The following is a 23982-nucleotide window of genomic DNA, read 5'->3' on the forward strand; positions in this document are numbered from 1 at the left end:
GCATCTGGCCGGCATGAGTGATTCAAAAGTGATCGTCGCGATCAACAAGGACCCCGACGCGCCGATCTTCCAGGTGGCCGATTACGGCCTCGAAGCCGACCTGTTCGAAGCCATTCCGGCCCTGACCCAAACACTGGCCCGCTGAAACGGCCCCTGGCTGTCGATCACCCGTGCATGTGATGAAGCCGGCAGCCAAGCCGCCTGATTACTATAAAAACAAGGGACATGACATGAGCATGATTAGCGCCGACAGCCTCGATCAGTTTCTGTCTGAACTGTACGAGGCAACCATCGATAATGAACACTGGGGTGTTGCGCTGGAGATTATCAAGGATATCTTCAGTGCCAACTATGTCACGTTGATCATCCGCATGCCTCATGCTCAGGACGAGGATAATATCGGCCTGATGGTATCGGTCGGTGATCTGGACAACTCGGGTGAGATGATCTCCTTTCCCTACCGTCACAACCTGACCCCCTTTCACAATCAGGAGCCGGATCAGGTCTTTACCGTGTTCGATATCATGAAAGAAGCCAACTGGCGTGAAAACGCCTTTCGGACCCATTGGCTTGCCCCTTCGGATGTCTATCACGTGATGGGGGTGGATATCACGACCCAGGATTCGGGCCTGTTGCGGCTCAGAATTACGCGCGGTGAAAATCAGCAGCCGTTTGCCTGTGATGACAAGCAGTTGTGTGAGCGGCTGCTGCCGCATATCCGTCGGGCCTTGAGAATCAACAAGCAGATCGATCACAGCCAGAAGATCGAATCGGTCTACTCCCGTGCCATCAGCAAGCTGTCGATCGCCACCTTGCTGATTGACGAGCAGGGCACGGTGCTGGATGAAAACATTTATGCCCGCAGCATCATTGACGCCTGCGACGGTCTGAAGATCATCGGCGGCCGGCTTGAGGCCGTGTATCCCTCGGACAACAAGGAGCTGAAACGGTTGGTCAAGGAAGCCTTTGATGCGGCCTTGAGCGGCGAATGCCAGGTGTTGCCGGGCGCCATGTCGATTACCCGGCCCTCGGGTGAGGTCAGCCTGGGGCTGGTGGTGGAGCCGATTCCGGTCAACAAATGGTCCGAGGGCAAAAGTACGCCAATCGCCATGATTTATATCCGTGACGCCGCCGGCAAGCTCAATGCCAATGTGGATGTGGCACGCAAGCTGTTCGGACTGACCACGGCGGAAAACGCACTGGCGTTCAAGCTGGCCGATGGCCTGTCACTGGAAGATGCCGCCGAGGCGCTGAGCATCAAGCGCAACACGGCCAGAGCCCACCTGAGATCCATCTTTTCGAAGACCGGTATTCGGCGCCAGACCGAGCTGGTGCGTGTCTATGTCAACAGTGTTGCGGCACTGGGCAGTGATGAATTGTAAGCATCAATACTCATCAAACTCCTCAAGAATAAAAGAGATGACATGAAAGAATTCAATATAGCGGTGATTCCCGGTGACGGAATCGGCATGGAAGTGATTCCGGAGGGGATCAAGGTACTCGATACCGTGGCCGAAATGCAGGGTATTCGGCTCAACTACACTCACTTTGACTGGTCCTGTGAAACCTACCATCGTACCGGGCGGATGATGCCTGAAGGCGGCCTGGAGCAGTTGCAAGCGTTCGATGCCATCTTCCTCGGGGCCGTGGGTTTTCCGGGCGTGCCCGACCATATCTCGCTCTGGGGGTTGTTGCTGCCGATCCGTCGTGCCTTTGATCAGTACGTGAACCTGCGACCGGTGCGTCTGTTCGAAGGCCTGCAATCACCGCTGGCGGGCAAGAAGGAAGGCGATATCGATTTCTATGTCGTACGCGAGAACGTCGAGGGGGAATACTCCAATATCGGCGGTATCCAGTATGAAGGCACCGATGATGAAATCGTTTCGCAGCAGAGCATTTTTACCCGCAAGGGCACGGATCGTATCCTCAGATACGCCTTTGAGTTGGCGCAATCACGTGACAAGAAACATCTGAGTTCGGCGACCAAGTCCAATGGCCTGTTCCACTCCATGCCGTATTGGGACAGCCGCGTCGAAGCCATGGCGCAGCAGTATCCCGAGGTCAAGGTCGATCAGTATCACATCGACATCTTTACCGCGAACCTGGTCCGCATGCCGGAGCATTACGACGTGATTGTCGGCTCCAACCTGTTTGGTGACATCCTCTCCGATCTCGGCCCGGCCTGTACCGGTACCATCGCCATTGCACCCTCGGCGAATATCAACCCGGACCATCGTTTCCCGTCGATGTTCGAGCCGGTACACGGTTCCGCGCCCGACATTGCCGGGCAGAACATTGCCAATCCCATCGGCACCGTATGGGCGGCGGCCATGATGATGCAACATTTGGGCTGTGACGACATGCATGACACCATCATGCAAGGCATCGAAGATGTCATCCGCAACGGGGACAGCCTGACCCGAGACATGGGCGGCACCGCCAGCACCCAGGCGCTGGGTGACGCCCTTGTAAAGGCGATTGCAGCGGCGCACTGAGCGTTTAAGCCGGGGCGTAGATGTCACGTCCCGGCGCTTTCCACTGGCGTGCGCACGGCTATCATCAATACCGCCATTCCGGCGACCCATTCGGGGTCCCGTCTCTCTGTTTATTCTGCTCCAGCGCCTTGAATAAGGCCTGCACGTCAATACGCGTGTGCCGTTTTAATAAACCGGCTTCCGGCATTTAAAGGTGTAATTGTATTAAACATTATCTTTTCATTCATTAACCCTCAAACACCGTCCATTTGGACGTAGATTGCAGGGCAAGACACTGCCTAGACTATATAAATGAGATGTCTGGAGGCATATATGACTGGAACAGATAATTTTGATTATACCGGTAAAGTGGTTCTGGTAACCGGTGGTACAAAAGGAATCGGTTACGGGATTGCAAAATCCTTTCTTGCGGCACAGGCGACCGTGATTATATGTGGTCGCAACGCTCCCGAGAAACTGCCTTCCGTCAATGGCCGCGAGGCTGTCTTCATGCCGCTGGATGTACGTGATTATGACGCGGCCGAGGTAGCGCTGCAGCAGATCATCAATGATTACGGCCGGCTGGATGTGCTGGTGAACAATGCCGGTGGTGCGCCCCATGCCCTGGCGGGCGAAGTATCCCCCCGTTTTCATGAAGGTATTCTGCGCCTCAATCTGATCGCCCCCCTGAACCTGGCCCAGCTGGCCAACCGCCACATGCAGGCGCAGGAAGAGGGCGGTTGCATCCTGTTCATCGGCAGTATCAGCGCGCTACGGGCCTCTCCCGGCTCGGCGGCCTATGGTGCGGCCAAGGCGGGCGTGCTGTCACTGGCGGCGTCACTGGCTGTTGAGTGGGCGCCGAAAGTGCGCGTGGCAGCGGTCAGTCCGGGGCTCATCGAAACCGAACAATCTCATCTTCACTACGGTGACAGCGCGGGCATTCAGGCGGTGGCTGACACCATCCCTGCAGGACGCCTGGGGCAGCCGGAGGATATCGGCAATGCCTGCCTGTACATGGCCTCGCCCATGGCGGCCTATGCCAGTGGCAGCAACCTGCTGCTCAACGGAGGGGGCGAGCGTCCCGCCTTCCTGCAAGCGAGTACAACAACACACTGAAATGACTCGGCGTCGCCTGCAACAGGTGACCTCAATGGCTTGAGGAGAAGCGTTTTGGCTGAATACGAATGGTTGTCAGAGGTTCATGCATTGGTCGGTCGAGAATATGGCCGCGTCTATGCGTGGGATGAAGTAAACCCGATGATGGTGCGCCACTGGTGTGAAGTCATGGGTATTGAAAACCCGCTGTATACCGACCCGGAGTATGCAAAAAATTCCGAATTCGGCGAACTGGTCGCCCCTCCGGCCATGCTGCAGCCCTGGTGCCTTGAAGGGCTGCACATGAATAACTATCCGCCGGGCTCCACGGATGAAAATCCGTATGAAGTGCTGGGGTTGCTGGAAAAACAGGGCTATGCATCAGTCGTCGCCGTCAATTCTGAACTGCAGTTTGACCGTTACCTGCGCATGGGTGAAAAGCTGTATTACACCACCATCATTAAAGAGGTGAGTGAAGAAAAAACCACTGCACTGGGAACCGGCTTTTTTGTGACTCAGGTCATGCCGTTTTATTCGGTCAAAGAGAGCGGCGACGAAAAAGTCGGTGAACTCCTGTTCCGCGTCTTCAAATTCAGGCCCGCGCGTTCAAAAGAGTCCTTCGACAATGCACAAGCGGCCGACACCCAGTCAGAGGCCAAGGCCGCCACGACCATCAAGCGTCCGCGTCCCGGCATCAGTGATGATACCCGCTTCTTCTGGGACGGTTGCGCCAACAGCGAGCTGCGCATCCAGCACTGCAAGCGCTGCAGCGGCCTGCAGCACCCGCCGGCACCGGTCTGCAGCCACTGCCAGAGTTTCGACCTGGACTATCGCGTCAGCAGCGGCAAGGGTCACCTGTATTCGCATGTCGTGATGCATTACCCGGAAGTGCCGCCATTCGATTATCCCAATCCGATCGGGCTGATCGAGCTGGATGAAGGCGTGCGCATGATTGCCGGGCTTTCCGGGATCGCCCCCGAGGCGCTTGAAATCGGTCAGCGGGTTGAGGTCGAGTTCAAAACCTTCGATGACGACCTGGTCCTTCCCGTGTTCCGTCCTGAATCAGGCTGAGGAGTTGCTATGGATTTTACGTTAACTGAAGATCAGCGTGCGATTGCTGAAATGGCCCAGGGCCTGTTTCAGGATTTCTGCACCGATGAACGCATGCGCGAATTCGACCAGTCCGGTGCGACGATCATGCAGGACTTGTGGCAAACCTGTATCGAAACCGGACTGCATTCGCTGTATATCCCGGAAGCCTTCGACGGCAGCGGGCTGGGCATGACCGAACTGATGCTGGTGCTGGAAGCCCAGGGGCAGGGCCTTGGTCTGGTGCCCTTGTGGCGTCATCAGCTGGCGGCGGCTGCCCTGGCGACCTTTGCCGGTGAGCAGCACGGTGAACTGCTGGCGGGTGCCGCAACGGCCGAGACCCTGCTGACCTTTGGCGGCGGTACCAACGAGATTCAGCGTGAGCTGATTGCCCAGTTTGGCCTGGGCATGCCGCGCGGGCGTTGAGGCAGGCAAAAGGAGACGCAATGATGAGCAGTATAGAGGCGTTTCGCGCCGACACTTGCGCCTGGCTGGAGGCCAACTGCCCTGCATCCCAGCGTGGACCAGCCAGGGACGGCGAACTGGTCTGGGGCGGTTCGCGGGTCGAGTTTCTCAACGAAGACCAGCGCCTGTGGTTCGAGCGCATGCGCGAACGGGGCTGGTTCTGCCCCGACTGGCCCACCGCCTATGGCGGTGGCGGCCTGAGCCCGGAAGAAGACGCCGTTCTGCAGCAGGAGATGAAGCGGCTGAAATGCCGCCCGCCCCAAATCAATCTGGGCATCTGGATGTTGGGACCGGTGCTGCTGGAATACGGCACCGAAGAGCAGAAGCAGCGACTGCTGCCGCCGATGGCGCGGGGCGAGGTGCGCTGGTGCCAGGGCTTCAGTGAACCCAATGCCGGCTCTGACCTGGCCAGCCTGCGCACGGCGGCGGTGGATGCCGGCGATCATTTTGTCGTGAACGGCAGCAAGATCTGGACCTCCTACGGCGACAAGTCCGACTGGATGTACTGCCTGGTGCGCACCGATCCACAGGCGGCCAAGAAGCAGGAAGGGATCAGCCTGGTGGTGCTGGACATGCACGCCGAGGGCGTCGAGGCACGCCCCATCGACTTGATCAGCGGCAAGTCGGCGTTCTGCGAAGTCTTCTTCGATAACGTGAAAGTGCCCAAGGACAACCTGATCGGGCCGCTCAACGGTGGCTGGACCCTGGCCAAGCGTCTGCTGCAGCACGAGCGCAGCGCCATGTCCAAGTTCGGCGATTTCTGCCTGCCGAACCATTTTGATCTGATGGAGATCGTCAACCGCTACCTGCCGCCGGATCGCCAGACACCCTCGGATATCGCGCTGCGGGCGCGGGCCCAATCGCTGGCGCTGGATGAGCAGGCCTATAACTTGACCGTGCAGCGCATGGGCCAACAGGCCCGCGCCGGTCAGGACGTGAGCGGGATCGCCGCCATCATGAAACTGGTGCATACCGAGCAGGAAAAGCAAAAATTCGAGCTGCTGGTGGATGTCATGGGGCACCGGGCACTGGGCTGGGAGGGCGATGAATTCGGTGAACAGGAGCTGGCCATCAGCAAGGCCTGGCTGCTGAGCTACACCCAGACCATTTCCGGCGGCTCGTCCGAAGTGCAGCTGAACGTGATTGCCAAGCGAGTGCTACAGCTGCCTGACGCGCCCAAAGGAGGCGCCCAATGAGCCTGATCTATAACGAAGAGCAGCGCATGCTGCTGGACACGGCGCAGGAGTTCTTTGCCGAACGCAGCCCGGTGTCCGCCCTGCGCGCCCTGCGTGACCGTGGTGATGAGCTGGGCTTTGAACCGGCCGTTTGGCAGGAGATGACCGAACTGGGCTGGAGTGCGATTCCGTTCCCGGAAAACCTGGGTGGGCTGGCGTTCGGCTATACCGGCATGGGTGCGGTGTTCGAGTCCGCCGGTCGTCACCTGAGCGCCTCGCCGCTGTTATCTTCCATCGTGCTCTGCGGCTCGGTGCTGGAACTGGGCGGCAGCGAACCCCAGCAGGAACAGTGGCTGGGTGAGCTGATCACCGGCAGCAAGCGTTTGGCGCTGGCGGTGGATGAAGGCGCGCGACATGCGCCCGATCAGGTCAGCCTGAGCGCCGTGCCCACCGATACCGGTTTTCAGCTCGATGGCCAGAAGGTGATGGTGGTGGACGGCCTGCAGGCCGACGGCTGGATTGTCGCCGCCTGCACCGGGCAGACAGCCGATGCCATCAGCCTGTTCATCGTGCCGGCGGGTACAGTCGGCGTTGAGGTGCAGCCGCAGCGCTTGATCGACGCACGCAACACGGCGCGGGTGAGCTTCACACATGTACAGGTGGCCCCTGAACAGCTGATCGGCGAGCTGGACCGGGGCGCTGCCATTCTGGAACGCGCACTGGACCGTGGCCGTGCCTGTCTCGCCGCCGAACTGCAGGGCGCTTGCGAAAGTCTGTTCCAGACCACGCTGGAATACCTGCGCACCCGCGTGCAGTTCGACGTGCCTATTGGCTCGTTTCAGGCGTTACAGCACCGTGCCGCCTGGATGCATGTGGAGCTGGAACTGGCCCGTTCCAGCCTGATGGCGGCACTGGCAGCCCTGGATGCCGATGATGCGCAGGCGGCGCAGCGAGTCAGCCTGGCCAAATGGAAGGTCGGTCAGATGGCGGACAGGGTCAGCGGTGAAGCGATTCAGATGCACGGTGGCATCGGTGTCACCGACGAGCTGGATGTGGGTCTGTACTTCAAGCGTATCCGTGTGCTCCAGGCCCTGCTGGGTGATGCCGATTACCACTTGGCGCGGGGCTATCAAGATAATCGCTCATCACACTAGGGAAGCATGGAAGGCAGGGGCCGATTGGAATCCAATAGGCGCCTGGCCCTTTCAATCAACTGGCGCTGGTGCTGCACCAGGGCCTCCACCCGTGCTTGACGGCTTTCAGCCTCAACCAGCGCCAGCACGGCCTCGTTGAAGTGGTGGAAGTTGAGGATGGCCGGTTGCCGTGCAGGGTCATGGTAATAACAAACCAGCCAATCCTTATGTTGATTAGCGACTGCGTTACCGTCCTTGAAATGCCCTTGAAACTGGTCGCGAGTACTAGCGCATGCCAAGGGCACTCCCGGTTTGGTTTCCAGCCGCAAGCCGTAGTGAATGGCATGATAGAGGTTGATATACAGACACAGCGTCTTCCCATCCTGGCGGCTGATCGGTATGCGCAGGCCGACATGCTTGCTATCCCGCTTACCATGGCAATATTCGTGGCACAGTGTTCTAAGGTTCTTGCTGTTGTATACCTCGGGCATGATGCCCAGGGTTTCAAATAGCTGTGTCTGCAACAGCTGCCAGAAATTCAGCATCACGCGGGTTTTGGCTTTTGGCAATGCCGCCGCGACCGCCAGTGCGGTGCCGAGGTCATCCTTGTCGTGTGCCAGCTGGTCGGCAAGCATGGAGGTCATGGTAAAGCCTGTTCCTGTAAGGGTTTCGATCAAGCGCCTATACTGCAGAATGCCGTGGGCCAGCTCCGGCTTGGGTTGGCTGCTTGCATGGCAGCTATTTAACCAGTGACGGATATCCCGGGCGAATGAAAGGCAGTGCACCTGTCGTGAATCCAGACCCTTCAGGCTGTCGGCCGAAGGCGCCTTGCCATCCAGCGTCAGGTACACCAGGGTGACGTGTTTTCGGCCCCGAGCCCGCTGCTCCAGTTCGGCATGGTAATCGGCTAGTTGCGCGGGCTGATCGGCCGCATCCACTTTGACTTCAATCCCGATCAGCCGATCCGGCATATCAACGACAATATCGATGCGTCGGCGCTCCTCGGTCGACAACTCCCGCGTTACGCGAACGGGTGAGCTGACGGGCGTGTTCAGTTGCAGCAGATCATTCTTGAACACCTGCAAAAAGCAGCTGCCCATGCCATGGCGTCCATTGGGGTCCAGCAGTTCGGCCAGAAAGCGGGAGTGGGTGCGCGCTTCATCCCGCTGCACGCCGAGAATGGCAAAGATATTGAATTGCTCACCCTGTCGATTGGCCTCTGTCCGGCACTGCTCGACGCGTCCACTCAGACGGGCGAAGGCAGGAGGGCAGGCGTGTCGGTTGGTGCTCATGCCGCCCCGGCCTTTGCGCTTTTGCAACGTGGTGCGCGGGCCGGTTTCAGCGCGTCGTGCTCGGCCAGAAAATGAAAGTTGGTGGTTTCGTTAGAAGTACCTGTTGCGCGCATAACCTGCAAAATCCCTTTCCCTGTAACCTGCAATGACCGCGGAGCCCCATTACGAGAGGCAACCCGCAACACGGGCTGTATTGTGTACGTAATAGCTTACGAAAACACAAGCGACCTGGCTATTGGCACAAGGACTCGGTGGGCAGGTCGGGAGCCGGCAGGGCTCCCGTGGGGGTAGGCATGCAGGGGTAATCAGACCGCCAGCGCCGCTTTCATGCCCGATGTGAGTGCGCCTTCGATGTAGGCCACCTCGTTGCCGTCGCCGATGTTGATGATCTCCAAACCGGGCCGGGACAAAGACCGGCTCAGGCAGGGGTTGGTTTCGGCGCCGATGGCCAGTACCACGGAGTCGGTGCTGATTGCGTGGCAGTTGCCCTCGGCATCGGAGTAGTTGACGCTCTTTTTGCCGATGGTGTGCACCTGGGTGTTTTTCTCCATCGCGACGCCGTGGCTTTCCAGGTTGTGCAGCACCTTCCAGCGGCGCACGATGGCCAGTTCGGCACCCAGGTCCGGGCCGGGTTCCAGTACGTGCACTTCTCGGCCACGTTCCACCAGAAATTCGGCCAGTTCCAGCCCGACCAGGCCGCCGCCGATAATGGTGACGCGCTTGCCCAGCGGCATCCACAGCTTGGACAGGCTTTGCATCGCTTCGGTGCTGTTGGTGACACCCACCAGCGAGCCGGATTTCATCATCATGCGCTGGGTCACGCTGAGCTTGCGTTTGGCGATGTCGTCACCTTCACCGGTCATCAGCTTGCGCAGCTCATCCCCCGACCAGACGTGTTTCTGATCGGCACCGGGAATATCCGGCGCATTGCGGCGCGCACCAACGGCGACGATCACCTGATCGGGCTGCAGGGCGTTGACCAGTGTGTCATCGGCGGTGGTATTCAGGCGCACGTCGATGGGCAGCTCGCGTACCTGTTTGATCAGGTAATCGAGCAGGGCACCGTTTTCCGGGTAGGCTAGAGCAGCGAAAAACAGGGTGCCGCCGAGACGGCCGCTGCGTTCGACCAGCGTGACCTGATGGCCGCGCAGGGCGCTGACGCGTGCGGCTTCAAGGCCCGCGGGGCCACCGCCCACCACCAGCACTTTGTGCGGGGCATCGCTGGCAATGATCTGCAGTTCGGATTCATGGCCGGTCTGCGGGTTGACCGCACACTTGACCCGTTCGTTGACGAAAATCTGGCTGACGCAGGCGTAGCAGTAGATGCAGGGGCGCACGTCGGCCGCGCGATTTTCCTTTAATTTGTTGGGCAGCTCGGGGTCGGCCAGCAGCTTGCGGCCCATGGCGACGAAATCGCACTGACCCTCGGCGATGGCGTGATCCGCAGCCTCAGGGTCCAGGCGACCGGCCGCGGTGACCGGGATATCCAGATGCGTGCGGAAATGGGCCGCCCATTCCAGGAAGCGTCCTTTGCCGTGTGGAATCGGCGCCTGGGTGAAGGCATTGCCGGTACTCAGGTTGGCATAGGCGGAGACACTGACCAGATCGATACCGGCCTGCTGGGCCATCTGCGCGGTGCGGGTGGCGTCGTCCAGGTTGATGCCACCGGGCAGATCCATTTCCACCGCGTCCATGCGCATCCAGACCGGAAACTCGGGGCCGACCCTGTCGCGGATGGCGTGGATCACATCCAGCAGCAGGCGGGCGCGGTTTTCCAGCGAGCCGCCATATTCATCATCGCGCTGGTTGTAATAGCCCGACAGGAAACCGGCCAGAATGTAATTGTGACCGGCATGAATTTCCACGCCGTCAAACCCTGCTTTCTGCGCACGCTCTGCCGCATCGGCGAACCAGGTGATCATTTGCCGGATATCATCCCGGTCCATGACGCGAATGCGTACGCCAGGCCGCTCACGGCCCTTGGACGAGCTGATGAAACGGCCCAGTTCCGATTGCGTCAGTGCATTGAACATGTCGGTTTTGGCGGCAGGCGGCATCGAAGGCACCCACAGCTCACGGCCTTCGGCCAGATCGCGGGTCGATGACTTGCCGGCATGCTGCAGCTGAATGGCGATCTTGGCGCCATGCCGGTGTACCCGGTCGGTCAGTTGTCGCAGCCCGGGAATGAAGTCATCCGATGAGATCCCCACCTGGTAGGGCTCGGCGGTGCCGCCGGGGTAGGCGATGGAACCTACGCCCATGGTCAGCAGCCCCGCTCCCCCCCTGGCGCGGGCCTCGTAAAAGGCTTGTATGCGTTCACCGCAATGGCCGTCCGCTTCGGCAAAGTTCGAGCCCATGGGGGCCAGCAGAATGCGGTTGGACAGCTCAAGTTTGCCGATCTTCCCGGGGGCGAGAAGGTGTTTGAAAGCGTTCACGGCCATACCTCCTGTTTATATCGATCGATCAACCGTGCTGGAGGAAGTCGATGCAGGTGCGGTTGAACAGGTCGGTATGCTCGACCTGAACCCAGTGGCCGCAGCGGTTCAGCATCAGGAAGCGGGCATTGGGCGCATGATCGAGAAACTTGAAGGTGCCCTCGACCGGGTTGAAGTTGTCGTTATTGCCCCAGAAGCCCAGCATGGGAACTTTGATCTCGTGCAGGCGCTCGGTCATGTTGGGCACCATCATGGTCGAGAACAGGTTGGCAGGCTGAGTGACCGCAACCGCTGCGCGCTCGATCAGCAGCTCCTCTTCCAGCTGAGACGGATCAAACAGCTGCAGCTGCATGACATGGCGCATCTCCTCGACGCCCATGGGGCCGCGGTTGAACACCTCCACCATGCGTACGATGCCTTCCATCTGGAAATAGGTTTCGCGCTCTTCCACGCCTCCCGGTGCCATCAGGATCAGACGCTCGACCGTGTCGGGATGCGCCAGGGTCTGGCCCAGTGCGATGGCACCGCCCAGTGAGTTGCCCAGCAGAGTGCAGGGCTTGAGGTCAACGGCTTCAATGAACTGGTTCAGACACTCGACAAAGAAGTCCAGGTCATAATTGCCGGTATCCGGCTTGTCGGAGCGGCCAAAGCCGGGCAGGTCGAGAATGATGTTTCTGAAGCCCTGCTCGGCAAACAGCGGGTAGTTGGTCTTGAAATTGCTGTGCCCGCTGGCGCCGGGACCGCTGCCGTGCAGCCAAATAACCGTGGGGCCCTGGCCTACGTCCAGGTAATGCAGAGTCAGTCCGTTTTCGAGTTCAACAAAATGGCCAACCGGAAGTGGAAAGTCTTGATGCTGCATGGTGATTCCTCTTTGTTTTTATAAGCCGGATATTCAACACACATTAATAGGCAAAACCCTGTTTTCAGGCATCGTCCAAATGGAGCAAACCTTTTCGTTAGTCCTGTTGAGGGATGCATGGCCCTGAAAATTGCAGCACCTTGTTAAGTGATGGATATCACTGCTGAACACGCCGTATCTGGCGTGTGCCGCAGATACCGGATTGGCCCGGTGGTCGCCGGTTCATGAGGCAGTGTTTGATCTTACCATACAGTCGCAAGCATCAACGGAAAGGGTCTTTTATTTATCCATTTTGAATGGCATGACTTTATATAAAAGGCCTTGCTTTAATCGTTGGTCTTAAAAGTTCACGCTTACTGAACCCTTATTATAAGAATGTAAGGTAACCTTTTATGAATATTGCACGCACCGCGCAGTCAATACCGCCCCGAGAGGAAACCCAGCGCAAGCTGGACCTTCGTGCAGCTGCGGCTGCTCTGATCAAGCCTTCTGACCACTACACGCTTGCCGACCGGCTGGAAGAACAGGTCGACCGCCTGGGGGAGCACGATTTTCTCGTTTATGGTGATCTCAGGCTCAGTTACGCGGCATTTGATCAGCGCGCCAACCGCGTGGCACAGGCTGCGCTGGCATCCGGGCTGCGTCCAGGCGATGTCTGTGCGTTTGCACTGGAAAACCGACCCGAGTTCTTCTCGGTCTGGTTTGGCCTGGCCAAGATCGGAGTCGTGGTCGCGTTCATCAATAACCAGATCAGCGGTCGGCCGCTGGTGCATGCGCTGGAATGCACCGATGCAAAGGCCGTGATCGTGGGGGAAGAGTGTGCGCAGAATTTTCATGAAACCGACGGTATCCGGGTACCGATGTGGCTGCTGCCCGATCCTGAAAAACCGGCCCCTGAAACGGTGCTGCAGGGCTTTGACCGCGGTTTCATGGACGCGCTGGAACAGGCATCGGACACGCGGGTAGAGCGCTCGCATCGAGCGCATATCACGGCCGAAACGCCTGCCCTGATGATCTTCACCTCCGGTACCACCGGGCTGCCCAAGGCTGCTATTTACAGCCATATGCGCTGGCTGTGCACGGGTGACGTGATGGGCGTGACCATTCACCCTACACCCGAGGACGTGTTCTACTGCTGCCTGCCCCTGTATCACGGCGCTGCGGCAACATCGGTGACCTCCACGGCCCTCAAGGCGGGGGCGTCTATCGTGCTGCGACGCAAGTTCAGTGTCAGTCGATTCTGGGACGATATCTGCAGCAATAACGTGACGATCTGCCAGTATATTGGGGAGATTTGCCGCTACCTGCTCAACCAGGATACACGCTGTACCGACCATACATTGCGGGTGATGATGGGCGCCGGCCTGTCTGAAAAGCTGTGGCGTCGCTGGATCGAGCGCTTTGGTGACATGGGCATTTTCGAAGGCTGGGGCTCTACCGAGTCCAATACCAATATCATTAATGTCGACAATCATGTCGGCGCCTGCGGGCGGATACCGGACTGGAGCAAAACCAATCTGCGCATTGTGCGCTATGACATCGAGTCCGATGAATATATCCGTGATGAGAATGGCTACCTGATGCTCTGTGAGCCGAATGAAGTTGGCGAAGGCATCGGCATGATCATCAACCATCCTGATACTGGTGGTGGCCGTTTCGAGGGTTATACCTCCAGGGAAGCCTCCGAACAGAAGATTCTGCGCAATGTCTTCAGCGAGGGCGACAGCTGGTGGCGCTCGGGTGACCTGCTGCGCTGTGATGAACATGGCTTCATCTACTTCATTGACCGTATCGGCGATACCTTCCGCTGGAAGAGCGAAAACGTGTCGACCCAGGAAGTCGCGGGGGCACTGTCCGACTTCAAGGGCGCCGAGCTGATCAATATCTATGGCGTCAAGGTGCCCGAGCATGAAGGCCGTGCCGGCATGGCCGCCATCGTGATGCAGAACGGGGCCACCTTTGATCCCAAGGCCTTTTATGACCTGACCACCGAACGGTTGCCAAGTTATGCCGTGCCGCTGTTTGTGCGCGTTGGTCAGGAAGCTGACCTGACCACCACCTTCAAGTTGAGGAAGGTCGATATTCAGCGCCAGGGTTACAGCCCCGAGTACTGTTCAGATCCGCTGTATGTCCGTAATGACAAGACCGGCACCTATGAACCCTATTCGCTGAGTCTGTTGAACAGTCTGGGCCTGCCCCCTTTCGAACACGAGTGAGGATCAATCGATGACGTATGGATTAAAGGGTGACGCGGCCATTGTGGGGGCCGCGCAGTATCGGCCCGAAAAATATGCCACGGCACCACAGATGTTCCACCTGGAGCAGGTGGCCGACTTGGCGGACCAGGCACTGGAAGACGCGGGCCTGAAAGCCAGTGATCTGGATGGCCTGGTGGTCAACGGTGCGCAGTTTCATGAAGCTTCGGTCTTCGTGCCGGCCATGGTCGCCGAATATCTGGGGATTGAGGTCAATTTTGCCGAAGCGGTCGATCTGGGCGGCTGCACCTCGGTTGGCATGATCTGGCGCGCGGCGGCGGCTATCGAGCTTGGTTTATGTGAAGCGGTGCTGTGTGTGATCCCGATGCGAATGGCGCCGCTGGCGCCTTCGGAAGATGCCGCCTGGATGGCGCGCGCCATGCGCTTTGGTGGTCACAGCACCGCGTACGGCGCACCCGAGGCCGAGTTCGACCTGCCGTACGGCCATATGGGCCAGAACACCGGTTACGCCATGATTGCCCAGCGCTACGCGGCGCAGTACGGCTATGATCAGGCGGCCATGGCCAAGCTCTGTGTGGCTCAGCGTACCAATGCTCAGGCCAACCCGGACGCCATGTTCTACGGCAAGCCGCTGACGGTGGAAGAGGTGCTCGGCTCCAAGATGGTGGCTGACCCGCTGCACGTGCTGGAGATCGTTATGCCGGTCGCCGGCGGTGCCGCCGTGATCGTCACCTCCAAAGAGCTGGCGGCGAAGACCAAGCACCGCCCGGCCTACGTGAAGGGCTTTGGCGAGCGCCTGTCGTTCAAGTCACCGTCCTATGCCAACGACATGACCGTAACCCCGGTCGCCGAGGCGGCCAAACGCGCCTTCGCCATGGCCGGCGTCAAGCCGCAGGACATGGATGCGGCGCAGATCTACGACTGCTACACCATCACCGTGTTGCTGTCGCTGGAGGATGCCGGCTTCTGCCCGAAAGGGGAGGGGATGCGTTTCCTCATGGAGAACGACCTCACCTTCAAGGGGAACTTCCCGCTCAACACCCACGGCGGCCAGCTCAGCTTCGGTCAGGCCGGTAGCGCCGGTGGCTTCTCACAGGTGATCGAAGCCTACACCCAGATCGCCGGGCGGGCCGGTGCGCGCCAGCTGAAACGCTGCGATCAGGTGTTCGTCTCCGGGACCGGCGGCGTGATGAGTGAACAGGGCGCATTGATTCTGCAGGGGGGCTAAGCCATGAGTCTGAAACCGATGCCAGAGATGACCGAGATCTCCAAGCCCTTCTGGCAGGGCCTCAATGAAGGCGAGATCCGTATCCAGCAATGTAACGCCTGTGAAGGTTGGGTGTTTTACCCACGCCGTCACTGCACCCACTGCCTGTCCCATGACCTGGCGTGGAAGCCGGTATCCGGCGAGGGCACGCTGTACAGCTACACCCTGACCCGCATCCCGACGCTGCCGGAATTTACCGACGAGATGCCGCAGGCCCTGGCGGTGGTGGAGCTGGCGCAGGGCGTGCGCGTCAACACTACCCTGGTGGGGCTGGCCGAAGACGAGATCCAAGTCGGCATGGCGCTCAAGCCGGTGCTGAATCAGGTGGATGCTAAGGGCAACACCCTGCTGCGCTTCACCGGTGCCGACAAGTCACTGGAGAGCCTGCCGTACGTGAACCCGCTGGGCAGCCTGCCGCGCAATGAGCAGGGCCAGGTGCAGGTCGGCGTCGATAACCCGGCCGCCCTGCAGGCGCTGGTCAGCGACGAGTACACCGAGTGGAGCAACCGCATTGTGGTCGATCAGGAACTGATCAACACCTTTGCCGAGCTTTCCGGTGACAGTTACTGGATCCACACCGACCCGGAACGTGCCGCCAAGGAGAGCCCCTTCGGCACCACCATCGCGCACGGCGCACTGGTGCAGATCCTGCAGTCGCGCCTGAACTTTGCGCTGCCGTTCGAAATTACGGGATTCCAGACCATGGTCAATTACGGCTCTGACCGTCTGCGCTTCCCGGCACCCGTTCCGGCCGGATCCGAGATCCACGCCCGGGCGCGGGTGAAGTCAGTGCAACAGTCCCGCAAGGGCACTGCGCTGACGCTTGAGGTCAATATCTACGTCGTGGGTAATGACCGTCCCTCGGTGGTCAATGAGCTGGTGATTCTGTATCGCTGATTGCCCAATCTGCCGTTTCGCCCCTGTACTTGTGTGTTCGCCCTGTTCCGGCAGGGCGCTTTTTACATACCCCGTCGTGCTTAAATCCAGCGTACCCCGCCCGCTCAAGGGGTATCCGCCGGGTACGTGAGCCGCGCATATCCAAGCCTGTTGAGGAATCCGTCATGATGACAGCCCGTCATGCCCGTGAAGAGCAACAATGTTCTGATCATTCGGCAGCCAACCCGCCCCCCGTCAAGCGCCTATCTGGACACCGAGTTGACCCGCCGTTTGGGATGCCGTTTTCCCATCGTTCAAACCGCCATGGGTTGGGTTGCGGACGCCAACCTGGTGATCGCGACCACCCGTGGCGGCGGATTCGGCTTTCTGGCCGGTGCCACCATCGAACCTCAGCACTTGGAAGCTGAAATCAATAAGGTGATCGAAGCAACCGGCGGCAGCAATTTCGGCCTCAATTTCCACATGTTCCAGGAAAACGCCATGCAATGCGTGGAGCTGGCGATCAAATACCGGCTCAAGGCTGTCAGCTATGGTCGCGGCCCTGATAAGGTCACCATTAGCCGTCTCAAGGCGGCCGGAGTGTTGTGTATCCCGACGGTGGGGGCGCTCAAGCACGCGCTCAAGGCCGTGGAGCTGGGGGCCGACATGATCACCATTCAGGGCAGTGAAGGCGGCGGCCACACCGGCGGAGTCCCGACCACGATCCTGCTGCCTCAGGTACTGGATGCCGTGGAGGTGCCGGTGATTGCGGCTGGCGGCTTTTCAACCGGTCGGGGGCTGGCATCGGCCCTGGCCGCGGGGGCAGCCGGCATTGCCATGGGCACTCGCTTCATGATGACCACCGATTCACCCACGCCAGCGCAGACGAAGGCACGTTATCTGGCGGTCCATGACCCTCAAAAGATTCGCGTGACCCGGTCGGTGGATGGCATGCGCCACCGTATTCTGGAAAATGCGTTCATTAAGAAGCTGGAAGCGGCAGGGCCGCTGAAAAAGCTGTTCATTGCCCTTGGCAGTGCCTACCGCTGGAAACGCGAGACCGGGATGACCTTCGGTCACATGATCAAGACCTTTTTCAAAGCGATCAAGGAAGATCCCGCCCAACTGTCACAGGTGGTGATGTCAACCAACCAGCCGGTTCTGCTGCAGCGCTCCATGGTCGATGGCGTGCCGGACGAGGGCATCCTGTCCGGCGGCCAAGTGGCGGCCTCGATTGACCAGCTGCTCAGCGCATCGGATCTGATTCATGGCATTGCCCGTGAGGCCGATGCCTGTTTGCAGCGCGTCTGTGCGTCGGGTGAGTCTCAGGCGCCCACACGCGAAGCATCCATGCCGCGCTGATTCACCCTGATCAGACTGTCGATTCTTCACCCGTCACCACCGGCAGGTTATGGCTGGAGGCAAACTGGTGCAGGTCGCGTCGTTCCAGTGCGGCGGCCATCAGGGGCGGGAAGAGATCGGGGGTACAGGCAAACGCCGGTGAGCCCAGCGCCGTGAACTGGCCGGCGATATGCCGGTTGGAGATCGGTGCACCATCATCGGACAGCGCCAGCAGGGTGACCAGATTGGTACCGCCCTCGATGATACGCTGGGCACTTTGCAGCAGGGCTTGCTTGTCACCGTTTTCATAGAGATCGCTGATCAGAATCAGCTGCGTCTCCGAGGGGTTGGTGATCAGCCCTTCGCAGTAGGTCAGGGCTTTGGCGATATCGGTTCCGCCCCCGAGCTGGATACCGAACAGCATATCAACCGGGTCCTGCAGCTGTTCGCTCAGATCAACCACCTCCGTATCAAACACCACCAGCTGCGTGTGCAGTGACGGCATGGAGCTGATCACGGCGGCGAAGATCGAGCTGTAAATGACGCTGTCCGCCATGGAGCCGGACTGGTCGACACACAGGATCACCTGCTTGGCCCGTCGCTGCCGACGTCCATAGCCCACTAGCCGTTCGGGGAAGATGATCTGTTCCTCGGGCTGCCAGTGCTTGAGGTTCTTGCGAATGGTGGCGTTCCAGTTCACCTCGGACGGACGCGGCCGGTTGCTGCGGCTGGCACGGTTGAGCGCCCCACGAATACTCTGCTCAGCCGCCGGACGATAATGCTGCATCAATTGCTCGACCAGCTGCTTAACCAGCTTGCGGGCATTGTCCTTGGCCTCGTCCGGGATGTAGTCCTTCATCATCAGCAGGCTGGCGACCAGATTGATATCCGGCTTGACCGCGTCCAGAAAGGCGGGGTCCTGCAGCAGTGATGACATGTCAAGCCGTTGCAGCGCATCGTTCTGGATGATGCTGGCGGCACTCTCCGGAAAGAGGGCACGAATATCCTTGAACCAGAGTGCGGCCTTGGGCAGCCGGCGGCCATAGTGGTGCCCGTAGCGCCCACCCTGGCTTTCACCCGGTATGTAGAGCTGTTCCATCAGTTGGTCGAGCCGAGTGTCCTGTTCAGACAGCGGCGTGTCCAGCTCGGCGTCGTTGCCCAGTACCAGGCGCCAGCGTCGTTGACGCTCGTCCTGCTGCAATTTTGGCTGATTGGGGTCCTTGATCGTCATTACGGCGTCTCCGTGGCCGGCAGGCCGAGGCCCAGCAAACGGCCCAATTGCTGGCGGGCCTGTTGGACCAGGCGCGCATCATGGGTATGGGGAGTATCGGCACGGCGATTGTGACCGTGGCGCACATGACGGCCGGTCAGCTGCAGATCCTGGGCGCTGAAAGACGAGAAGGCTCGGCGCAGCACCGGCAACACCTGCAGTAGATGATCTTCGCTCAGGCGGCACAGCCAATGATCCAGCAGCTGAAAAACTGCCGTGCCATAGATCAGGCCCGCAGCACTGCCGGCCAGCATCCCCTCGACCCAGTAGGCCGCGGCCATGGGGTCTTCGGGGTCGGAGAGTCGCAGGCTTAATTCGTGCTCCAGCGCTTCCGGCTCGACCCGATCGGTATCCAGCAGCATGCGGCCTACTCGGCCCTGAATCAGTGGGTGGATGCAGCGGTTGGCCCAGAGCGCCTGCAGGCTGGCATGCCAGCGCTCCAGCAGGTCATCGCGGCTGAGCATGCCGATGGCGCTGTGCGCGGCATCGACCGACTGCAACAATGCCCGTGCCGCGTCGTCATCAATGCCGGTACAGACTTGGGGGAGGCCGTTGCAGACACGGATGCTGATCACGTCCGTCAGCGGCATCAATTCGTCGGCCCTGAGCGCACGAACCGAGCCATAGCGAATGATCTGGGCAATTTTCAGCAAGGCCTGCATCAGCTCACCCAGGTCGGCTGAGACGGCAATGGCATCCCCCAGGCGCTGGATAGCCGGTGCCATCAGGCCGGGCAGGTGGCAGCGCAGCAGGGCGTCCACGGCGTCCAGCAACACCGGGGCGGAGTCTGCCGTATCCAGCCGTTCCTTGAGCCTGGCGGTGGCCGCGCTTTCCAGTGTGTTGCCATAGAGGCTGGCATCCAGCAAGGCGATGGCAAATTCAGGCTGCCAGTTAAGATCCCAGGTCTCCCGTGAGGTGCCGGTTCCGATGGACTCGCCTCCCGCAGCCCAGGGAATGCTCAGCAGGTCCAGGCGATTGAACAGCTGTGATTTGAGTAGAGCATTGGGCTGGCGCAGGTCCAGCTGCACCTGCTGCGGCTCCTGAGTGCGCTTGAGGCGCAGGCGCTTCAGGGTGGCGTTGAAATCCTGTTCCAGCGGCAGGATGGGGCTGTCGGCCGGGATGGAGCCGATACGTTCGCCGACCAGCAGCGACGGCCCGATACGTTCGATGGGCGCCTGGCGGCCCTCAGTCATCACGGATTGGGCCGCCTCCATCAGCTCGGCCAGTCCGGGCATATGCTGATCTCGCAGCCGGGCCAGGCTCAACGCCAGACGCACGGCGTCGATAACCTGGGCGCTGGAGGTGGCAAATCCCTGGCTGCGCAGGTTGGCGGCCACCCGGACCATCCAGGCGATGGCCAGCTGCTCCGGTGAGGCATCCTGATGCTGATAACGGTAAAGGTGCTCATACCAGCCAGGGGCCGCGATGCCCGCGTTGTAACCGGAATGGGTGCTCAGGCGCTGGTAGGTGTACGGAATCCAGGCCTGATCGATCTTGCGCTTGCGCAGGCCCTTGAGCAGTGCGTTGTCATCTTTGACCTTTGCCTTGGCGGCCAGTGCCGGCAGGTGCCAGGCGCCGCAAATGACCACGATGTTGTGGTATTGCTTGCGTGCGGCCCTTAGCTCGCGCCGCATCCAGGCCTCACGCAGGGCTTCGCGCGGATCGCCGGTCAATAGCGGGTCGGGGCGCGCACTGGATACCAGCTCGAAGATGGCTGCGAAGCTATCGAGGCCGCCGCGATGGTGCTCCACGTACTGATCCCACCAGACTTCAGCGTCCACAATGCCGCACCGGTGCAGAAACGTGTGGAGGGAGTCGGGCTCGGGCAGCGGGTGCGATGTGCCTGACTCTGCTTCAGGCTCGGTGCTGTCCGCCTCGATATCGGCTTCTGCAGATAGATTCCCGTTATCGCCCTGCTCATCCAGACTGAAGGTGATCGAGGCCGGCAGGTCGATCATCTGCAACGGAATGGAAGCCTGACCTGCGAAGTGCATGGCCTGCCATTCAGGCGTGAATTCGGCCCAGGGATAGATCATGCTGCAGCGGGGCTGGGCAGGATCATAGAGCAACTGCGCCACGGGGGGCTGCATGTCGGGCTTGAGCATGTCCTGCCAGCTGTCTTCCAGTTCCTTGGCACCTTCCAGCAGGATGACATCCGGCTGCAGGGCCTCCAGTGCCCGCTGCAGGGCGGCCGCACAGCCGGGGCCGTGGTGGCGTATACCCAGCAGGTGTACCTGATCGTCCAGTTTCATCGGTGCTCCCGGTTACAGAATCTGGCGCAGCGCTTCGTCCAGGTCGCGGTCGGCGGCCCGGTTCTTGAGGATGCGGTCGGCATAGTTGCGGAATACCAGTCGGTCTTCCGCCTCGCGTACCACGACCCCTTCCAGGCCGCTGGCGATATGGTCGGCCTGAATGGCATCGTCACCACCAAAATAGGCCGACATACTGATTGCCTGGCTGATGACGGAGATCGCTTCCGCCGGACTCAGCGTGGCGCTGGGTTTTTCGATCTTTTCACTGCCGGACTGGCCTTCACGCAGCTCGCGGAAAATGCGCACCACGCGCTGAATCTCTTCCGTCAGGTTGATCGGCAGCGGCAGGTCTTCAGCCTTGCACAGTTTGCCAACCTGATGCTCCACGATATTGATTTCGGTCTGTTCGTCGTCCGGCAGCTCAAGGCGCACAGTGTTGAAGCGGCGGGACAGGGCCTTGGACAGGTCGTTGACACCCTTGTCCTTGTCATTGGCAGTGGCGATGATGCTGAAACCGCGGCTGGCCATGACAGCGGTGTTCAACTCGGGGATCGGCATCATCTTTTCCGAGAGGATGGTGATCAGCGCATCCTGCACATCGGACGGAATACGCGTCAACTCTTCCACGCGAGCCAGCATGCCTGCTTCCATGGCGCGGAAAATCGGTGTTTTCACCAGTGCGCCGGTGTCGGTACCCTTGCTCAGGCGATAGGCGTAATCCCACTCGTACAGCACCTTTTCTTCGCTGATGCCGGCCGTACCCTGCACGATCAACTGGCTGTTGCCGCAGATGGCGGCGGCCAGCAGTTCGGACAGCGTGGACTTGCCGGTACCGGGCGGGCCGTACAGCAGCAGGGCGCGGTCGGTGGTCAGCGTGGCAACGGCGACCTGAACCGCCCGGTCGGCACCGAAGTACTTGGCACTGATCGGGGTATCGCCGGCCATGCCGCCGGTAATGAACAGCACAACCGCCTGTGGCGACAGCTGCCAGGCATAGGGGCGTGCGTGTCCGTTCTCGGCATCCCAGGCCTTGAGGATTTCGATTTCATCCTGAAAGCGGTCTTCGGCCAGTGGCTTGATCAATTCGTTCACGGGTGGTCTCCTTGCGATGTGCTGGCCTGTGAGTGCGTCAGGGATTGTCTGAACGCCATGGCCTCTCCAATTCGTTGACAGTGGTCGCGATACAGCGTGAGCTGGTCTTCGGTCAGTTTGTCCTTGTGTTCCGGCGGCCGATTGAGCTGCTCGGTCGTCAGGTTGAGCAGCAGCAGGGTGCAGGGGCCCGGCCCGTAGTCATCAATGAGTTCGGGTTGAAGCTGCTGCCACCAGCGCAGGCTGTCGGTCGGCGTGAGCTCAACACCCGCCAGGAGCAGGGCTTCGTCAAAACGTCCCAGCTGCAGCAGATGCCATGCATCCTGCTGCCGAATGCTGTCGACCAACGCGGTAGCGGCCTGGGGCTGGTTGACAACATGCCCCGCTGCCAGGCGCGCCAGGCTATGCTGCAGGTGGAAACGTTTGGGCTGGTCAGCCGCGTCATAGAGGATCGGCAGCAGGTGCAGCTGGCGGTGCCAGAAGAGGCTGTCCTGCATGAACGGCAGCAGCTCTTTGCAATAGCGGCTCTCAAGCAGCAGACGGCAGGCGTCTTCTTCGCAGGTGTCGAGCAGCTCCGCCCAGAGGCTGGGGCCGCTCAGACGAATCAGCTGTCCCAGGCGTGCGGCCGGCTTGCTGATGTCCAGATCTTCATGGCATCTGATATCGGCCACACCCAGGGTAATCAGTTCAGGTGTCAGTGCCTCCGGGGCCTGAAGGTCGAATCGGGCCTTTTTGGCTGTCGTGAAACAGGCCGCGGTAGCCTGTTTCAATCGATTAATGTGTTCATCAGCGGGCGCCGCAACCAGCTGCAGCCGCGTCTTCAACAGGGCCAGCAGCTGGCGTACTGATGTGGCGCGCTCGTCGGGCAGGTTATGTAGCCAGTCATGCATGTCTTGGCCGTCGGGTGACAATAACCAGTCGCTGATGCCGGCCAGCAAGTGAACCAGTGCCGTGCGCCCTTCTGCACGGGTACGCCCCCAGGCGGCACGAATGAAACCGGCCTGAACGGTCGCCGGCGTGCGTGCCAGAGCGCGCATCAGCCATCCGCGCAGGTTGGCACGGCCATCGTTGAAGATCTGAATCCAATGCTCCTGATCGGCATCGCTGACGGCCTGATCAGGGTGGCGCAGCAGGCGCTGGGCCGGGGCGATCCAGTCACTGCTGCCCGTCGACAGACGCTGGCTCCAAGCGGGCAGCAGCGAGAGCATCCAGCGCACACGGGGGCTGGCGCCCAGTCCACAGAGATCATCCAGGCCACGATAACCACCGCCAAACGCCTTGAGGGCCAACTCATCCGGCAAAGCGTAACCGGCGTTGAGCATGCAGCACAGCAGGGCCTGAACCCCGCTTTGGGTGAACCGCTCTTGCAGTTGGGCAAAGGCGGTCAGGCATTGTGGTGCAGGCGTCTGCAACACGACGCCGGGCTCGGGCGGCAGTGGCTCGATGGCGTCGGTGGCAGCGGGCAGGCGGGCAATGGAATGCTCAAGTTGCTGCAGGCTGAGCAGTTGCAGAAAACATTCGGCATCGGAGCGGAAATGCTCACGGACAAAGGTGTCGGTCAGATCGGCAGGGATCAGGCTATCCAGATCGGCGGCCTGGCTCAGGCCGGTCACAGCGGTTCTGACCAGCCGGTCCTGAAGCGTATCGGACATGT

General features: G+C 60.3%; 18 protein-coding genes and 1 pseudogene. 12 read left to right on the forward strand and 7 right to left on the reverse strand.

The window, feature by feature from the left end:
- The 8 genes and pseudogenes from KTN04_RS00005 to KTN04_RS00040 all read left to right on the forward strand — a co-directional run.
- A pseudogene (locus tag KTN04_RS00005) lies at positions 1–145 on the forward strand (electron transfer flavoprotein subunit alpha/FixB family protein); the annotation flags it as partial.
- Between the two features lie 85 nt (positions 146–230).
- Complete coding sequence (locus tag KTN04_RS00010) at positions 231–1382, forward strand: helix-turn-helix transcriptional regulator (RefSeq protein ID WP_217333156.1); 1152 nt, start codon at positions 231–233, stop codon at positions 1380–1382.
- Positions 1383–1424: 42 nt separating this feature from the next.
- Positions 1425–2495: a tartrate dehydrogenase gene (locus KTN04_RS00015; RefSeq protein WP_217333157.1), complete on the forward strand. Its 1071-nt coding sequence runs from the start codon at positions 1425–1427 to the stop codon at positions 2493–2495.
- Between the two features lie 312 nt (positions 2496–2807).
- Positions 2808–3590, forward strand: a complete 783-nt coding sequence (locus tag KTN04_RS00020) for an SDR family oxidoreductase (protein ID WP_217333158.1) — start codon at positions 2808–2810, stop codon at positions 3588–3590.
- Between the two features lie 54 nt (positions 3591–3644).
- Complete coding sequence (locus KTN04_RS00025; protein ID WP_217333159.1) at positions 3645–4640, forward strand: bifunctional MaoC family dehydratase N-terminal/OB-fold nucleic acid binding domain-containing protein; 996 nt, start codon at positions 3645–3647, stop codon at positions 4638–4640.
- A gap of 9 nt (positions 4641–4649) precedes the next feature.
- Positions 4650–5084: an acyl-CoA dehydrogenase family protein gene (locus tag KTN04_RS00030; protein ID WP_217333160.1), complete on the forward strand. Its 435-nt coding sequence runs from the start codon at positions 4650–4652 to the stop codon at positions 5082–5084.
- A gap of 20 nt (positions 5085–5104) precedes the next feature.
- Positions 5105–6319: an acyl-CoA dehydrogenase family protein gene (locus tag KTN04_RS00035; protein ID WP_254262266.1), complete on the forward strand. Its 1215-nt coding sequence runs from the start codon at positions 5105–5107 to the stop codon at positions 6317–6319.
- Positions 6316–7452: an acyl-CoA dehydrogenase family protein gene (locus KTN04_RS00040; RefSeq protein ID WP_217333161.1), complete on the forward strand. Its 1137-nt coding sequence runs from the start codon at positions 6316–6318 to the stop codon at positions 7450–7452. Before KTN04_RS00035 ends, KTN04_RS00040 begins: the two co-directional genes overlap by 4 nt.
- On the opposite strand, the gene KTN04_RS00045 is transcribed toward KTN04_RS00040, so the two are convergent.
- The 3 genes from KTN04_RS00045 to KTN04_RS00055 all read right to left on the reverse strand — a co-directional run bounded on the left by KTN04_RS00045 (position 7449) and on the right by KTN04_RS00055 (position 12017).
- The gene (locus tag KTN04_RS00045) at positions 7449–8723 is read right to left on the reverse strand and encodes a PDDEXK-like family protein (protein WP_217333162.1); all 1275 of its coding nucleotides are present in this window, start codon (positions 8721–8723) and stop codon (positions 7449–7451) included. The two genes, KTN04_RS00040 and KTN04_RS00045, sit on opposite strands and share 4 nt — an antisense overlap.
- A 305-nt stretch (positions 8724–9028) precedes the next feature.
- Positions 9029–11158, reverse strand: a complete 2130-nt coding sequence (locus tag KTN04_RS00050) for an oxidoreductase (RefSeq protein WP_217333163.1) — start codon at positions 11156–11158, stop codon at positions 9029–9031.
- 28 nt (positions 11159–11186) lie between these two features.
- On the reverse strand, positions 11187–12017 hold the full coding sequence (locus tag KTN04_RS00055; protein ID WP_217333164.1) for an alpha/beta fold hydrolase: 831 nt from the start codon (positions 12015–12017) through the stop codon (positions 11187–11189).
- A gap of 392 nt (positions 12018–12409) precedes the next feature.
- On the opposite strand from KTN04_RS00055, the gene KTN04_RS00060 reads away from it, so the two are divergent.
- The 4 genes from KTN04_RS00060 to KTN04_RS00075 all read left to right on the forward strand — a co-directional run bounded on the left by KTN04_RS00060 (position 12410) and on the right by KTN04_RS00075 (position 17738).
- Positions 12410–14233 carry a long-chain-acyl-CoA synthetase gene (locus KTN04_RS00060; protein WP_217333165.1) on the forward strand — a complete coding sequence of 608 codons (1824 nt, stop codon included), beginning with the start codon at positions 12410–12412 and terminating at the stop codon, positions 14231–14233.
- A 10-nt stretch (positions 14234–14243) separates the two neighbouring features.
- Positions 14244–15461, forward strand: coding sequence for a thiolase family protein (locus tag KTN04_RS00065; protein WP_217333166.1), 1218 nt, complete (start codon positions 14244–14246; stop codon positions 15459–15461).
- Positions 15462–15464: 3 nt separating this feature from the next.
- A complete protein-coding gene (locus KTN04_RS00070) occupies positions 15465–16397 on the forward strand; it encodes a bifunctional OB-fold nucleic acid binding domain-containing protein/MaoC family dehydratase (protein ID WP_217333167.1) in 933 nt (310 codons plus the stop codon).
- A gap of 180 nt (positions 16398–16577) precedes the next feature.
- Positions 16578–17738 carry an NAD(P)H-dependent flavin oxidoreductase gene (locus tag KTN04_RS00075; protein WP_217333168.1) on the forward strand — a complete coding sequence of 387 codons (1161 nt, stop codon included), beginning with the start codon at positions 16578–16580 and terminating at the stop codon, positions 17736–17738.
- Positions 17739–17748: 10 nt separating this feature from the next.
- Here KTN04_RS00075 and KTN04_RS00080 read toward each other — a convergent pair whose 3' ends face one another.
- Genes KTN04_RS00080 through KTN04_RS00095 form a run of 4 tightly spaced genes read right to left on the reverse strand, consistent with a single transcriptional unit; the run spans position 17749 to position 23980 of the window.
- Positions 17749–18948 carry a VWA domain-containing protein gene (locus KTN04_RS00080; protein WP_217333169.1) on the reverse strand — a complete coding sequence of 400 codons (1200 nt, stop codon included), beginning with the start codon at positions 18946–18948 and terminating at the stop codon, positions 17749–17751.
- Complete coding sequence (locus tag KTN04_RS00085; protein WP_217333170.1) at positions 18948–21239, reverse strand: DUF5682 family protein; 2292 nt, start codon at positions 21237–21239, stop codon at positions 18948–18950. Before KTN04_RS00085 ends, KTN04_RS00080 begins: the two co-directional genes overlap by 1 nt.
- A 12-nt stretch (positions 21240–21251) precedes the next feature.
- Positions 21252–22331, reverse strand: a complete 1080-nt coding sequence (locus tag KTN04_RS00090; protein ID WP_217333171.1) for an AAA family ATPase — start codon at positions 22329–22331, stop codon at positions 21252–21254.
- Entirely contained in the window at positions 22328–23980 is a 1653-nt protein-coding gene (locus KTN04_RS00095) for a hypothetical protein (protein ID WP_217333172.1), read from the reverse strand. Before KTN04_RS00095 ends, KTN04_RS00090 begins: the two co-directional genes overlap by 4 nt.
- Positions 23981–23982 lie beyond the last annotated feature (2 nt).

Origin of the sequence: Marinobacterium weihaiense (assembly GCF_019061305.1) — a bacterium.
Taxonomy (GTDB): Bacteria; Pseudomonadota; Gammaproteobacteria; order Pseudomonadales; family Balneatricaceae; genus Marinobacterium; species Marinobacterium weihaiense.